The sequence below is a fragment of the Pseudomonas sp. H3_E07 genome (assembly GCF_054668895.1).
The window spans coordinates 5,677,092-5,691,251 of sequence record NZ_CP162795.1 but is presented as its reverse complement, the minus strand read 5'-3'; the positions used below and the strand labels follow the sequence as shown (position 1 = coordinate 5,691,251).

At 59.9% G+C, this 14,160-nt stretch carries 14 protein-coding genes and 2 pseudogenes; 11 read left to right on the top strand and 5 right to left on the bottom strand.

The genetic code is table 11. The features are described from left to right. The first annotated feature begins 97 nt into the window (after positions 1–97). The 3 genes from AB4O08_RS26345 (at position 98) to AB4O08_RS26335 (ending at position 1,851) form a co-directional block, all read left to right on the top strand. Complete coding sequence (locus AB4O08_RS26345; RefSeq protein ID WP_010210182.1) at positions 98–454, top strand: VOC family protein; 357 nt, start codon at positions 98–100, stop codon at positions 452–454. Between the two features lie 147 nt (positions 455–601). Next, a complete protein-coding gene (locus tag AB4O08_RS26340) occupies positions 602–1,144 on the top strand; it encodes an ATP-binding protein (protein ID WP_047541765.1) in 543 nt (180 codons plus the stop codon). A gap of 86 nt (positions 1,145–1,230) precedes the next feature. Beyond that, complete coding sequence (locus tag AB4O08_RS26335) at positions 1,231–1,851, top strand: LysE family translocator (protein ID WP_010210180.1); 621 nt, start codon at positions 1,231–1,233, stop codon at positions 1,849–1,851. A gap of 651 nt (positions 1,852–2,502) precedes the next feature. On the opposite strand, the gene AB4O08_RS26330 is transcribed toward AB4O08_RS26335, so the two are convergent. Next, a complete protein-coding gene (locus AB4O08_RS26330; RefSeq protein WP_205517771.1) occupies positions 2,503–2,745 on the bottom strand; it encodes a hypothetical protein in 243 nt (80 codons plus the stop codon). A gap of 297 nt (positions 2,746–3,042) precedes the next feature. On the opposite strand from AB4O08_RS26330, the pseudogene AB4O08_RS26325 reads away from it, so the two are divergent. Together AB4O08_RS26325 and AB4O08_RS26320 are read left to right on the top strand one after the other, a co-directional pair. Continuing rightward, positions 3,043–3,177, top strand: a pseudogene (locus AB4O08_RS26325) (SDR family NAD(P)-dependent oxidoreductase); the annotation flags it as partial. A 77-nt stretch (positions 3,178–3,254) separates the two neighbouring features. After that, a complete protein-coding gene (locus tag AB4O08_RS26320) occupies positions 3,255–3,737 on the top strand; it encodes a VOC family protein (protein ID WP_460114520.1) in 483 nt (160 codons plus the stop codon). Here the strand turns inward: AB4O08_RS26320 and AB4O08_RS26315 are convergent. Then, the gene (locus AB4O08_RS26315) at positions 3,734–4,630 is read right to left on the bottom strand and encodes an SGNH/GDSL hydrolase family protein (protein ID WP_460114519.1); all 897 of its coding nucleotides are present in this window, start codon (positions 4,628–4,630) and stop codon (positions 3,734–3,736) included. The two genes, AB4O08_RS26320 and AB4O08_RS26315, sit on opposite strands and share 4 nt — an antisense overlap. A 385-nt stretch (positions 4,631–5,015) precedes the next feature. Here AB4O08_RS26315 and dapA point away from each other — a divergent pair, with 385 nt between their 5' ends. After that, positions 5,016–5,879, top strand: coding sequence for a 4-hydroxy-tetrahydrodipicolinate synthase (gene dapA / locus AB4O08_RS26310; protein WP_460114518.1), 864 nt, complete (start codon positions 5,016–5,018; stop codon positions 5,877–5,879). 182 nt (positions 5,880–6,061) lie between these two features. Here the strand turns inward: dapA and AB4O08_RS26305 are convergent, their stop codons facing one another. Next, on the bottom strand, positions 6,062–8,260 hold the full coding sequence (locus tag AB4O08_RS26305) for an OsmC domain/YcaO domain-containing protein (protein WP_010210173.1): 2,199 nt from the start codon (positions 8,258–8,260) through the stop codon (positions 6,062–6,064). Positions 8,261–8,422: 162 nt separating this feature from the next. Here AB4O08_RS26305 and AB4O08_RS26300 point away from each other — a divergent pair. From AB4O08_RS26300 to AB4O08_RS26290, 3 genes and pseudogenes are all read left to right on the top strand, one after another. Further along, positions 8,423–8,695 (top strand): annotated as a pseudogene (locus AB4O08_RS26300) (PAS domain-containing protein); the annotation flags it as partial. Between the two features lie 228 nt (positions 8,696–8,923). Next, a complete protein-coding gene (locus AB4O08_RS26295; RefSeq protein ID WP_412177532.1) occupies positions 8,924–9,988 on the top strand; it encodes a methyl-accepting chemotaxis protein in 1,065 nt (354 codons plus the stop codon). Between the two features lie 127 nt (positions 9,989–10,115). Continuing rightward, positions 10,116–10,736 (top strand): LysE family translocator, encoded by a 621-nt coding sequence (locus tag AB4O08_RS26290; protein WP_010210167.1) that lies wholly within the window; start codon positions 10,116–10,118, stop codon positions 10,734–10,736. A 60-nt stretch (positions 10,737–10,796) separates the two neighbouring features. Here AB4O08_RS26290 and AB4O08_RS26285 read toward each other — a convergent pair whose 3' ends face one another. Then, positions 10,797–11,453 carry an O-methyltransferase gene (locus AB4O08_RS26285; RefSeq protein WP_021493018.1) on the bottom strand — a complete coding sequence of 219 codons (657 nt, stop codon included), beginning with the start codon at positions 11,451–11,453 and terminating at the stop codon, positions 10,797–10,799. Between the two features lie 111 nt (positions 11,454–11,564). Here AB4O08_RS26285 and AB4O08_RS26280 point away from each other — a divergent pair, with 111 nt between their 5' ends. Both AB4O08_RS26280 and AB4O08_RS26275 read left to right on the top strand, forming a co-directional pair. After that, positions 11,565–12,197 (top strand): TetR family transcriptional regulator, encoded by a 633-nt coding sequence (locus AB4O08_RS26280; RefSeq protein WP_021493017.1) that lies wholly within the window; start codon positions 11,565–11,567, stop codon positions 12,195–12,197. A gap of 29 nt (positions 12,198–12,226) precedes the next feature. Then, positions 12,227–12,499, top strand: coding sequence for a hypothetical protein (locus AB4O08_RS26275; protein WP_010210163.1), 273 nt, complete (start codon positions 12,227–12,229; stop codon positions 12,497–12,499). Positions 12,500–12,652: 153 nt separating this feature from the next. Here AB4O08_RS26275 and AB4O08_RS26270 read toward each other — a convergent pair whose 3' ends face one another. Beyond that, entirely contained in the window at positions 12,653–14,083 is a 1,431-nt protein-coding gene (locus AB4O08_RS26270; RefSeq protein WP_460114517.1) for an aldehyde dehydrogenase family protein, read from the bottom strand. Positions 14,084–14,160: the final 77 nt, after the last annotated feature.

Genomic DNA, 14,160 nt, shown 5'->3' with positions numbered 1-14,160 from the left:
TCTGTAGTCGAGGCCATCATAGGCACGATTCCCGTATTCATGCAGGCATGGGTTCACGCTACACTCGCTGCTCTGAAGATCAGCCAGGAAGGCAAGCATGGGCACTCAAGGTAAAGACCGACAAATCGACAACATCGAATTCAATGTCAGCGATATTGCCCGGAGCAAAGCCTTCTACGGCGGTGCGTTCGGCTGGACCTTCGTCGATTACGGCCCCACCTATACCGAGTTCAGCGATGGCCGTCTGACTGGGGGATTCACAACGGGGGAGCCGGTGCGGCCGGGTGGGCCTTTGGTCATCTTGTACGCCGATGATCTCCATGGGACGCAGCAGCGGCTCAAAGCCCTGGATGCGCTCATTACCCGCGAGACATTTACGTTTCCTGGTGGAAGCCGGTTCCACTTCATGGATCCGGATGGGTACGAACTAGCAGTCTGGACTGCGCAAACCTAGGCGCCTGGGATACGAGCGCGACACCCAACAGCAGAGTGAACGGATGCCCATGGCCCTACTCTTCACACTGTAGCCAATGGTCATCTGACAAGCCCTCATCTACATAAACGGGGCTGGAACAGCTTGTCGTGCATGAATGGAGGACACATGCGGATCTACATTACAGGGGCTTCATGCGCCGGCGTGACCACACTGGGACAACACCTCGCCACTCGGCTCGGTCTGCGCCAGGTCGATGTCGATGATTTCTACTGGATGCCCACCGACCCTCCGTTCACGACCAAGCGGCCACCCAGCGAACGCGTGTCACTGATGCAACAGGCACTCGGTGACGACGGTTGGGTGCTGACCGGCTCTTGCATGGTCTGGGGAGACGCGTTGATTGCTGATGCAGACGTGATTGTGTTCGTCGTCACGCCAACGCCCCTACGCCTGGAACGACTGGCTGCCCGCGAAAAGGCGCGCTATGGAGATCGAATCGCACCCGAAGGTGATATGCATCAGATCCACTTGGCCTTTCGGGAATGGGCTTCGCAGTATGACGACCCGAATTTCTCGGGGCGCAACCGGGCGTTGCACGAGGCGTGGCTATCACAACTGACGGCCCCGATCTTACGGGTCGACGGGGCTAACAGTGTTGAAACAATGGTGACGGCGGTCGTTCATACGGTGTCGAACATTGCGCAATAGCTGGAAACACGAACGGCTGAGGCTGTCCAACGACGTCCACTGCCCTTATCCTCACAGCTCCCCGCCCACGCGAACCCGGAGCCGCCATGGACCTCGCCACCCTCGCCCTTTTCCTCCCCGCCTGCTTTGCCCTGAACATGGCGCCCGGCCCGAACAACCTGCTGTCGGTGAGCAATTCCACGCGCTACGGCTACCGCACGTCATGCCTGGCCGGCATCGGTCGCTTGCTCGCCTTTGCCGGGATGATCGCCCTCGCTTCGGCCGGCTTGGCAGTGGTGTTGCAAACGTCGGAGTTGTTGTTCTATGGGATCAAGATACTCGGCGCGGCGTACCTGTTTTATCTGGCGCTTCAGTTGTGGCGCGCCAATCCGGAAGCAGAGGCGCAATCGGCCACGGCCAGGGTGGGACTGTGGGCGTTGGCGCGGCAGGAGTTCTTAGTGGCGGCGGGCAATCCGAAGGCGATTTTGATCTTCACCGCCTTCCTGCCTCAATTCGTGGTCCCCGGCGAGCCAGTCACCCCACAATTCGCGCTGCTCGGCGCGATGTTCCTGGTGCTGGAGTGGATCGCCATCAGCGCCTACGCCTATATGGGCCTGCACATGCGGCGCTGGTTTGCCGAGCCTCGGGGCAAGCGGATCTTCAATCGGTGCTGCGCGGGGTTGCTGTCGGCGGCGGCGACGGTGTTGTTGATGGCGCGCCGGGCTTGAGCAATGCATTGTTTGCAAAGCCCGACCGCTCTTGAGGTCAGCTACCTTCTGGCAATTTGGTTTTAATCAAACACCTTCAAAATTTTACGAGCTCTAGAATGACGCAACCATCTGAGCCGCTCTCCCCAGGAAGTCCGGGCGTTGAAGCAGCAGCGACGCTACCATTTAGACCTCCTTTGCCTCCTGCGCCAGCCCCTTTACAAGCCTCCAAGGAGCTTCCCGATGCTCCAGCACCTGGTACATCCCTTTTTCCGCTTTCACCGGCACGGCCTGGCGTGGCTGACTCAGGAACAGCGTCGGGCTTGCGACACTCCACACTCAGCCCCCCTCCCGCACCACCCGCACCGTTGTCAGTGACGCTTGAACGTTCAAAAGCACCAGTAGCACCTGAGCCTCCAGCAGCGATCACACCACTCTGACTCCCATATACCGGGGTATACGCCGCTACGTTTGTATTAACCGTCGTAATACTGCTAGATCCTCCATCCCCCCCTTTATGTCCTCCAGAATCGTCGGTAGCACCTCCCATGCCCCCCTTACCTCCAGCGCCAACATTAATAGTGATGGCCTGGACATTAAGGTCCTTTGAAGGAGGATAAAAGTTGCAGACTGTAGTTGCACCACTTCCGCCACCACCACCGGAGATTCCATTTATGCCCAAATTAGACACATACGTCTCCACAAAATTACCAGTATTGGAACCACCGCCAGCACCACCACCTCCCCCCCAATCAAAGTGACCCGAATGCTTCTAATATCTCCCCACTTGGGAGCGGTATATTTATACTGACCCGCCTTGTTGTAAACCTCGTCTGCGGGGGCGAGTGTAGAGATGAAGGCACTGATGACGATAGCGGCATAGATAAACGAGGTTTTACCGTTCGATGTGCTCATGACCCGTATCGTCCTTAGTTGTTAGCGCGAAGGTTTACTGAACATTGGGACCAAATACACACGGTGTAACCTGTAAGAACTGACAGTTTCTTATACCGAGTCGGCATAAATAACCACCTCAAAAACGCAATAAAGTCCGCTTCATCTACGCAGGCTAGACCTGCCAACCGGCCAACGCCAAGACTGAGTTGCCCCCCCTTAATAACATCTGGAAACAGCCTCTCGATTGCCGACCAAAGCATCGTCTGCTCGCATGACTGCCCCCCATAACAATCAGCCAGATCAAGGAGAGATTCGATGAAAACCCTGGTAGTAGGCACCAGCAAAGGACTGGGCAAAGCCCTGATCGAAGGTCGCGGCGAGCCTGGGGACACGCTGATCGGCGTGTCCCGCAGCCGCCCCGAGCAGTTGGATTACAAGGACGGCGTGGCCGCCCGGCGGATCACGGTGTGAGCAGAGACGAACGCGTCGTCTAAACTTCACACACCGATTCTTCATGGGAACCGACCATGGCCCGCAAAAATACCCTCTGCCTCTGGTACAACGGCACCGCCCTGGAGGCGGCAACCTTCTACGCCGAGACCTTCCCAGACAGCAAGGTCAACGCCGTGCACCTGGCCCCCGGCGATTACCCGTCGGGTAAACAGGGCGACGTATTGACCGTGGATTTCACGGTGCTGGGCATCCCGTGCATCGGCCTTAACGGCGGCCCGATCTTTCCCCATACCGAGGCGTTTTCATTTCAAATTGCCACCGATGACCAGGCCGAGACCGACCGTTACTGGAACGCCATCGTCGGCAACGGCGGCCAGGAAAGCGCCTGTGGCTGGTGCAAGGACAAGTGGGGCGTGTCGTGGCAGATCTCACCGCGCGTGTTGACGGACGCCGTGACCCACCCGGATCGAGCAACGGCCAAGCGCGCATTCGATGCGATGATGACCATGAAGAAGATCGACATCGCCGCGATTGAAGAGGCGGTGGCCGCGGGCTAAGGCAACGCCTTGAACATGGCCTTGGCCGCCAGGGCGTGGACCTCGCGGGTGGGGTGCCATTCGTCCCAGTAGTAATGCGCATCGGCATTGGCACACACCGGTTTTACTTCCGGGTAGGTGGGCTGACACGGCGCGTCCAGGTCCGTGAACCCATTGGCTTGCGGATTGGCACGTAGCGCGTCGCTGAACGCCAAGTGGTCGAAGTAAGTGACCTTCGCCACGCCGATCTGCGCCAACACGGACGGTAATTTCTGCGCGAGCAATTGCTGGTACTTCTTCGCGTTGTCGACGTGGTTGCCCTGCACCACGGCGGGCACGTGGCTGAGGTCCGTAGTACCCACCACCATGACATGCCTGGCCCCCGCCGCCACCAGTTGCTCGGTGGCACTGCGGATGTTGGCCAGGCTCGATTCGCTCAGGGCTTCAATGCTTTCAGGATGGGAGAAGTCGGCCCATTCGAAAAAATCGTTGGCCGAGATAAAGATGAAATACAGCGCCTTGGGGTCGGCCTTGTGGGACTTGGCGGCTTGCAAATGCTCGGCGACTTGGCCGAGCAAGCCTGTGTCCTGGGTTGGCATCATCCAGGTGTAGTAATTGCCGTGGCCACTTTTGGCGCCGCCCACCGCGTAGTCGGTCAACGGTGTTGTCAATGCCTGGGACAAACCTTCAACGGCGGTCGGGCCATTGCTCCAGCGTCCTTTCCAGTACAGTGGGCCGGGCAGTGCCTGGGCGTCTTTGACCTTTTGCGCGGTAAGCCGGGTGGTGAGCGCTTCGCCCGCGCCATTGTCGGAGTAGCTGTCGCCAAAGGCATACAGATGATCATAGGTCGAGGCGCCAAAGGCGGTCGAGACAGACAGGGTCAGCAAAGCGGCCAAACACGCGCGTCGGATCATCGAGGTTCTCCCGGAGTGTGTGGATAGACTACCGGCTGGTTGAAAGCACGGCCGCATAATTGCGACCCGCACATATCCGGCGACGGCTGCATAAACTCAAACGCGCCCCGTTGACACGCTTCGTAATATTCCATGAAGATGGGGGCCTTATTCAGGGTGTGTCATCCCATGTCTGCAACGTCTTCCGTCAACCCTTTCGCCATTGGCTCTCTTGCCAAGGCACAAGGTTGCGTTGCGCACGCCCTCAAATCGAAGAAACAGTCGCTCATGTGACCGGGGCGCGCTGTCCCGTCAGATGAGCTGACAGGACATTGAGCCCGATTCGCACAATTCCCCTCTGCCCTTCTGACGGTGACTCCAGCGGTCAATCATCAGGAGAAAGTGCATGTCATCGTTTCAAGGTATCTGGGTTCCCGTGGTCACGCCGTTCCATGACGGCGCCATCGACTTCACCGGCCTGCACCGTCTGGTTAGCCACTTGCTGGAGAAACACGTGGCCGGGATCATGGTGTGCACCACCACTGGGGAAGCGGCGGCGCTGAGTCGCCAGGAACAACTGGCGGTGCTCGATGCGGTGTTGCAATGGGTACCGGCGCACCGCGTGGTGATGGGTCTGGCGGGCTATAACCAGATTGAGCTGCTGCAGTTCCAGCGCGAAATCCTGCAACGCCCGGTGGCGGGGCTTTTGGTGCCAGCACCGAGTTACATCCGCCCGTCCCAAGCGGGTTTGGAGGCGTTCTTCCGCACCGTGGCCGATGCCTCCAGCGTGCCAATCATTCTCTACGACATTCCTTACTGCACCGGCGCTACCTTCGAGCAAGCCACCTTGCTGAACATCGTCGCCCATGAACGCATCGTGGCGATCAAGGATTGTGGTGGCAACCTTGGCAACACCCTTGCACTGCTGGCCAGCGGTGATGTGGAGGTGTTGTGTGGTGAAGACGAGCAGATCTTCAACGCCTTGTGTCTGGGTGCGACCGGTGCCATTGCGGCTTCGGCTCACCTGCAGACCGAGCAGTTCGTGGCGCTGTGCCAGTTGGTGCGGGACAATCAGCTGGCAGAGGCGCGAGCGACTTTTTTCGAGTTGCTGCCACTGATCAACACCATGTTCATGGAGCCCAACCCCGCACCGGTAAAAGCCGCGCTGGCCCTGCAAGGCTTGATCGGCAGCGAATTGCGTGCGCCGATGCAAGCCGCCAGTACCGCCGTTGTCGCGCGCTTGCAGCAGGTACTGAACCCGACCCGCTAACGTGCCTGGCGGGTGTACGCAACGGCCCGTACGGGTGGACCTAGTCCAAGCCCTGGCAAAAATCTAACAGCAGAAAACGATCAAATGTGGGAGCTGGCTTGCCTGCGATAGCATCACCGCGATACATCTGAAACACCGAGGTGGCTGCATCGCAGGCAAGCCAGCTCCCACAGGGGTCAGCGTCAGGCTGAGGTGATGTTGGCGCGAGCCGAGTGCAGCTTCTTGTAACTCTCAATCAGGCGTTGGTGCCGGTCCAGCCCTTCCAGCTTCATGCTGGTCGGCGTCAAACCATAGAAGCGCACGTCGCCCTGCACCGAGCCAATCACCGCATCCATCCGCTCATTGCCAAACATGCGACGGAAGTTGGCTTCGTAATCCGCCAGTTCCAGGTCATCGTCCAGCTCCATCTCCAGCACCGCATTCATCGCCTGATAGAACAGGCCACGTTCAGCCGTGTTGTCGTTGTACTGCAGGAACATCTCCACGCACTCCTTGGCCTCTTCATACTGCTGCAAGGCCAGGAAGATCAGCAGCTTCAGCTCCAGGATGGTCAGTTGGCCCCAGGCGGTGTTGTCATCGAACTCAATGCCGATCAGCGTGGTGATATCGGTGTAGTCGTCCAGTTCGCTCTCGATCAGGCGCTCGACCAACGCTTGCAGCTCTTCCTCGTTGAGGCGATGCAGGTTGAGAATGTCTTCGCGGAAAAACAGCGCTTTATTGGTGTTGTCCCAGATCAGATCGTCCACCGGGTAGATTTCCGAGTAATCCGGCACCAGGATGCGGCACGCGGTGGCGCCGAGGTGTTCGTACACCGCCATATAGGACTCTTTACCCATGCCTTCCAGAATGCCGAACAAGGTCGCGGCCTCCTGGGCATTCGAGTCTTCGCCTGCGCCCGTGAAGTCCCACTCGACGAATTCGTAGTCCGACTGGGCGCTGAAGAAGCGCCACGACACCACGCCGCTGGAGTCGATGAAGTGCTCGACGAAGTTGTTCGGCTCGGTCACCGCCTGGCCTTCGAACGTCGGTTGCGGCAAGTCGTTCAGGCCTTCGAAACTGCGACCTTGCAACAGTTCGGTGAGGCTGCGTTCCAGCGCCACTTCCAGGCTCGGATGCGCGCCGAAGGAGGCGAACACGCCACCGGTGCGCGGGTTCATCAGGGTCACGCACATCACCGGGAACTCACCACCCAGGGACGCGTCTTTCACCAGTACCGGGAAGCCTTGGGCTTCGAGGCCCTGGATACCGGCGAGAATGCCTGGGTACTTGGCCAGCACCTCGGTCGGCACGTCCGGCAAGGCGAACTCGCCCTCGATGATTTCACGTTTCACCGCGCGCTCGAAGATCTCCGACAGGCACTGCACCTGGGCTTCGGCCAGGGTGTTGCCAGCGCTCATGCCGTTGCTCAGGTATAGGTTTTCGATCAGGTTGGACGGAAAGTACACCACCTCGCCGTCCGACTGGCGCACGAACGGCAGCGAAACGATGCCGCGCTCTTCGTTGCCGGAGTTGGTGTCGAACAAGTGCGAGCCGCGCAGCTCGCCCTCGCGGTTGTAGACCTTCAGGCAATAGGCGTCGAGGATTTCACTTGGCAGCTCGTCGTTGGGCCCCGGCTGGAACCAGCGCTCATCCGGGTAATGCACGAATGGCGCATTCGCCAGTTCTTCACCCCAGAACTGATCGTTGTAGAAGAAGTTGCAGTTGAGCCGCTCGATGAACTCGCCCAGTGCCGACGCCAAGGCGCCCTCCTTGGTCGCGCCCTTGCCGTTGGTGAAGCACATCGGCGAATGCGCATCGCGGATATGCAGCGACCACACGTTGGGCACGATATTGCGCCACGACGCGATTTCAATCTTCATGCCCAAGCCGGCGAGAATGCCGGACATGTTGGCAATGGTCTGCTCCAGCGGCAGGTCTTTGCCGGCGATGTAGGTGCCGCCCTCGGAGGTTGAGTTGGGCATCAACAAGGCCTGGGCGTCGGCGTCCAGGTTCTCGACTTCTTCGATGACAAACTCAGGCCCGGCCTGCACCACTTTCTTGACCGTGCAACGGTCGATGGAGCGCAGGATGCCTTGGCGGTCCTTGTCGGAGAGGTCCGCGGGCAACTCGACCTGGATCTTGAAGATCTGGTTATAGCGGTTTTCCGGGTCGACAATGTTGTTCTGCGACAGGCGAATATTCTCGGTGGGGATATTGCGCGTCTGGCAGTACAACTTCACGAAGTACGCCGCGCACAACGCCGACGACGCCAGGAAGTAATCGAACGGCCCCGGTGCCGAGCCATCGCCTTTATAGCGGATGGGCTGGTCGGCAATCACCGTGAAGTCGTCGAACTTGGCTTCAAGTCGGAGGTTGTCGAGAAAGTTGACCTTGATTTCCATGGGGGCACACCAGAATAACGGCTAAACAAAAATGGCCGCCATTATGAGGGGTTTCATCGGGAAGTTTCAGGCTTTTGACCAGTGGCTGGCGAATTGACCAATGTGAATTAACCTTTTCGCAGATGGCGCCGATGGACTGAGTGCAACCATGGAGTAGTCGGAATGCGCAATAACCAGCCCGTAACACAGCGTGAGATTTCCCTCGCGCCTTCGCAAAAACTCATTTCCGCCACAGATGTCCGAGGTGTCATCACTTACTGCAACGACGCCTTTGTCGATATCAGCGGCTTTGAACGTGCGGATCTGATTGGGGCACCGCAAAACATCGTCCGTCACCCGGATGTGCCCCCCGCCGTGTTTGCGCACATGTGGGGCGCGCTCAAACAGGGCCTGCCCTGGATGGGTATCGTCAAGAACCGCTCGAAAAACGGCGACCATTATTGGGTCAATGCCTACGTCACGCCCATTTTCGACGGCAGCAAGGTCGTCGGTTTCGAGTCCGTGCGGGTCAAGCCCACGGCCGATGAGATCCGCCGGGCCCAGGCCCTGTACCGACGCATAAGCCAGGGCAAACCGGGTGTTCCTCGCCAGGACGCCTGGCTGCCGGCCGCTATCAATTGTGTCCCATATGTGGCAACTGGGCTTACCGGCAGCCTCGCCGGCATGTTCCTCAGTGCGCCCGTCGCCATCGCTGTGGCCGTTGCCGTCGCAGTACCGGTGGGCGTGCTCTGTTCGCGTTGGCGTCAAGGCAGCACGTTGCGGCTGTTGCACGGCGTGGAGCCGTCGACCTCGGATGCCTTGATCGCGCAGATGTACAGCGACGCACGTGGGCCTCAGGCACGCCTCGAAACGGCGTTCCTCAGCCAGAACGCGCGCCTGAAGACCTGCCTCACCCGCTTGCAGGACAGCGCCGAGCAACTGAGTGCCCTGGCCGGGCAATCCGATCAGTTGGCCTCCGCCAGCTCCAAAGGCCTGGACCGTCAGCGCGTTGAAACCGAACAGGTCTCGGCCGCCGTCAACCAAATGGCCGCCACCACCCAGGAAGTCGCCAGCCACGTGCAACGCACCGCCGACGCCACCCAGCAGGCCAACGTCTTGACGGGCCGCGGTCGTGAAGTGGCAAGGGATACCCGTGAGGCGATCGAGCGTTTGTCTGCGGTGGTCAGCGAAACCGGCGTCACCGTGGCGCAACTGGCCAAGGACAGTAACGAAATCGGCAGCGTGGTGGACGTGATCAAAGGCATTGCCGACCAGACCAACCTGCTGGCCCTCAACGCCGCCATCGAAGCCGCACGGGCCGGCGAGCAAGGCCGTGGTTTTGCCGTGGTGGCTGACGAAGTGCGCCAACTGGCGCAGCGCACGTCGCAGTCCACCACCCAGATCCACGGGTTGATCACCCAACTGCAGGCATCCTCCAACAACGCCGTGCAAAGCATGGAAAACGGTCAACGCCAGGCCCAGGAAGGTGTGGCCTGGGTGCTTGAGGCGGACCAGGCGCTGGTGGGCATCAGCGAAGCCGTGTCGCATATCACCGACATGACCACCCAGATCGCCGCTGCCACCGAGGAACAGAGCGCCGTCGCCGAGGAAATCAGCCGCAACATCACCACCATCGCCGAACTGGCCGACCAGACCTCGCTACAAGCCCATCAATCCACTGACCTGAGCAAGGAACTGACGAACACCGCGTCCACCCAATACGCATTGGTCGAGCGCTTCAACCGCTGAGCCTGCACTGAACGTGTCGTGGCAAGCGCGCTTCCTGGGGTGAGCGCGTTTGCCACAAGAAAATCGCGAACCACACGATAATGGCGATATGCTTGGGCACCACCTCCACCCAGCACGAATCCCGCCCATGTCCATCACGGATAACCTCCTCGCCTTCACCTTCGCCGCCACACTGCTGACGCTCACGCCCGGTCTCGACACCGCTCTGGTGCTCAGGACCGCCACGGTCGAAGGCAAGCGCCAGGCGCTGCAAGCCATGCTGGGGATCAACGCCGGTTGCCTGCTGTGGGGCGCAGCGGTTGCGTTTGGCCTGGGGGCGTTGGTTGCGGTGTCGGAAGTCGCCTTCAACCTGCTCAAGTACTGCGGCGCCGCGTACCTGGCCTGGTTGGGCTTGAACATGTTGCTGCGTCCCCGTCGCTCATTGACCAACGCCGGGGCGGATGCCAAGCCCGCGGGCAACTGGTTGGTCAAGGGCATGCTGGGCAACGTGCTCAACCCCAAGGTGGGGATTTTCTACGTGTCGTTCCTGCCGCAGTTCATCCCCCAGGGCCAACCGTTGATCCTCTGGACATTCGGTCTGGTCAGCATCCATGTGCTGCTCGGCCTGGCCTGGTCACTGGTATTGATCGGTGCTACGCAACCACTGTCCGGTTTCCTGCGCCGTGAAAAAGTCATTCAGTGGATGGACCGCACCACCGGCATGATCTTTGTGTTGTTCGCTGCGCGGCTGGCGTTCAGCAAGCGCTGATTCGGAACCCACCCAGCCGGCGGCTCCAGTGGCAAATACGTGCACGAGTTGCGTCCGCGATTAGCCCAGGCGTATTGAAAGTTCGATGTCATCGGCAAACGCCACGGACAGGTAGCCGTTCTCCGGTGCGCGTACATGGGCCAGGTATTCAGGGCAGTAATCGGTGTTATCCGCCACCACCAGTGCGCCGGGGCGCAGATGGCTTTCCACCAGGCCGAGCACGTCGCCATACAGCGTCTTGGCGCCGTCCAGCAACAGCAGGTCTACGCTGTCCGGCAGGTCGCTGGCCAGGGTGACCAGCGCGTCGCCTTCGCGGATATGAATCAGGTCACTCACGCCGCCTTCGATGAAATGCTCGCGCGCCAGGGCGATCTTCGAAGCTTCGAATTCGCTGCCGATCAGCACACCACCACCGTTGTCACGCAACGCAGCAGCCAGGTGCAATGTGGACAGGCCAAACGAGGTACCAAACTCGACAATCGACCGCGCCTTAATGCTGCGCGCCAGCATGTAGAGCAGTTTGCCGGTGTCGCGCGACACCGGTAGCCACAGGTCCTTGAGCATCGAATACAGCGCCACATATTCGGTCTTGCTGTGCATCAGCCGCTCGCGCTCATCCTTCGACAGCGTGTTCAGCACTGGGCTGGTAGCGGCGCCGGCTTGGGTATACAACCGTTCGATCAGGGGCGCCAAAGGCGCAGTGGACAGGCTCGACATAATTGATTTCCGTAGAGTTGGGACTAAGATGCGACTAATTCGTCGCATTAAAAGTATGCGAGTGATTTATCGCGTCCGCTATTCGCATTAGCCCTGCCTCCGGAACCCTGTATGACCACCCGCCAGACCCCGCGTATTTCCACGCGCAAACAGCCACAACAGGCACGCTCCACCGAGTTGGTGGCGGCAATTCTCGAAGCGGCTATTCAGGTTTTGGCCAAGGAAGGTGCCACCCGTTTCACCACCGCACGGGTCGCGGAGAAGGCTGGCGTGAGTGTGGGTTCGGTTTACCAGTATTTTCCGAACAAGGCGGCAATTCTGTTCAGGTTGCAGAGTGACGAGTGGCAGCAAACCACCCAGATGCTGCGCGGCATCCTGGCGCAACATGCCGAGGCACCGCTGCATCGCCTGCGCACACTGGTGCATGCCTTCATCAGATCAGAATGCGAAGAGGCCCCGATGCGCGTCGCGCTGAATGACGCGGCGCCGCTCTATCGCGATGCTCCGGAAGCCCTGGAAGTGCGCGCAGCGGGGCAGCAGATATTCGAGGCGTTCATGTTGGAGTTATTGCCCGAGGTGACCGAGCCAACCCGCACACTGGCCTGCGATCTGATCCTGACCACGCTCAGTTCGGTCGGCAAGGATTTCTCCGGCAGTCCACGCACACCTGAAGAAATCGCTGTTTACGCCGATGGCATGGCTGATATGTTTCGTGCCTATGTGAGCGCGCTCAACTATTCCTGAAGCGCCGATACCCCAGCAACGGACTGCACATGAACTTCTTCAAGAAACTGTTCGGCTCATCGACAAAAACGGAAGTACCTGCGCCTACGCCCAATGCAGCGGAGTCGCCCGAACCCGACGCCGCCAACCACGCCGCTCGCCTGGCCACCGCCGAATGCCTGGACCGACACTGGCAGTCCGTGGGCACCGTCGAGAAAGACGTGCGCACAGGTGGGCGCGCGGCGCGGGAAGATTTGGTGGCGCGGTTACAGGCGGCAGGGGTTGGGCATGTCAGGGGTGTTTATCGGGAGAGCGTGGTTTAGCAGTGTTTATTGGTGACCGTTTTGAGGGGGAGCTATCGGCCAGAAGCGATCACTCGATCCACCTCAGCCTCCAGCTCTGCTGGAAACCAGGAACGATTGCCGCCCTGCTTCCGACTCTATCCACCCAGCACGCCCGGACTGGAACCCGACTGGTCATTTCAACGGGTCATAGGTGACCAATGTCTTCGGCTCCAGATACGCGCTCATCCCCCACCTGCCCATTTCGCGCCCAAGGCCTGATTGCTTGAATCCACCGAAGGGGGCGCGCGGTTCGTGGGCCAGGGTGTTGATGAGCACGCGTCCCGAATCGATCTGAAGGGCGAGGTTCATACAACGCTCGGGACTTTTTCCCAGCACCAGGGCGCTCAGCCCATAGTCCGTATCGTTGGCAATACTGATCGCATCAGCGTCATCCTCGTAGGGGATGATTGTCAGCACGGGGCCGAAGATTTCCTCACGCGCGATGCGCATCCGGTTGTTGGCCTCAGTGAAAATCGTGGGCTTCACGAACCATCCGGCGTGCAAGCCTTCCGGGCGCCCTTCGCCACCCGACAGTAACCTCGCGCCTTCTTCCTGGCCGATACGGATGTAGCGCTGCACCCGTTCCCACTGTTTCTGGCTCACCATGGGGCCGATGTCGGTGTCGGCGTTGCGCGGATCGCCCGATTGAATCTGTGAGACACCCTCCTTGGCAATCCGCTCGAACTCTGCCAGCCGGCTGCGCGGCACGAGGATGCGAGTGCCCGCGATGCAAGCCTGGCCACTGTTGAGAAATCCGGCCTGCAACACCAGCGGCATGACTGCCTGGAAATCCGCATCGTCAAGCACCACGGTGGGCGACTTGCCGCCGAGTTCCAGCGTCACGCGCTTCATGGTGTCAGCACCGGTTTTGACCAGATGTTGGCCGATAGCGGACGACCCCGTGAACGAGATTTTGGCAACGTCGGGGTGACGGGCGATTTCCTCGCCGACCACATTGCCTCGTCCGTTGACGATATTGAATACACCCGGTGGCAGCCCCGCTTCGTGCAACGCCCTGACCACGACCTGCGTCTGCAACGCGCTCATCTCGCTGGGCTTGATGACGGCGGTGCAGCCTGCCGCCAGCGCGGTGGCCAGCTTGTTGCAGATAAAGCCCGCATTGCTATTCCAGGGTGTGATCAGACCGGTAACGCCCAGGGGCGTCAGAATGACCCTGGCCATGCCGACCTGCTCCTCGAATTCGAACGCTTCCAGTACATTGATTGCTTGCGCGATCACGTCAGCCGCATAAGTCGCCATCGAGCGCCCGCGGGCCATAGGTGCGCCATATTCCACCAGGATGGCTTCCAGCAGTTCTTCCTCCTTTGCCGCCACGGCCCGGTGCATGCGTCGCAGTGCCTCAATGCGCTCCTCCCGGCTGGTAAGCGCCCACGCCGGGAACGCAGCCTTGGCGGCGGCGATGGCACGCTGTGCGTCCAGCGCATCGCCCAGCCGAACCTGACCGATGACTTCCTCGGTGCTCGGGTTATGAAGGTCGAACCATTCCTGACCGTGTGGAATGACGAACTCACCGTTGATGTAGATGTGTTCAATGCGTTGCATGGCAACTCCTCGCTCAAAATGACTCGCCTGAGCCGAGCCTCTGTGAAGGAAGTTTAAGAAGGGACCATTGTTCCGAT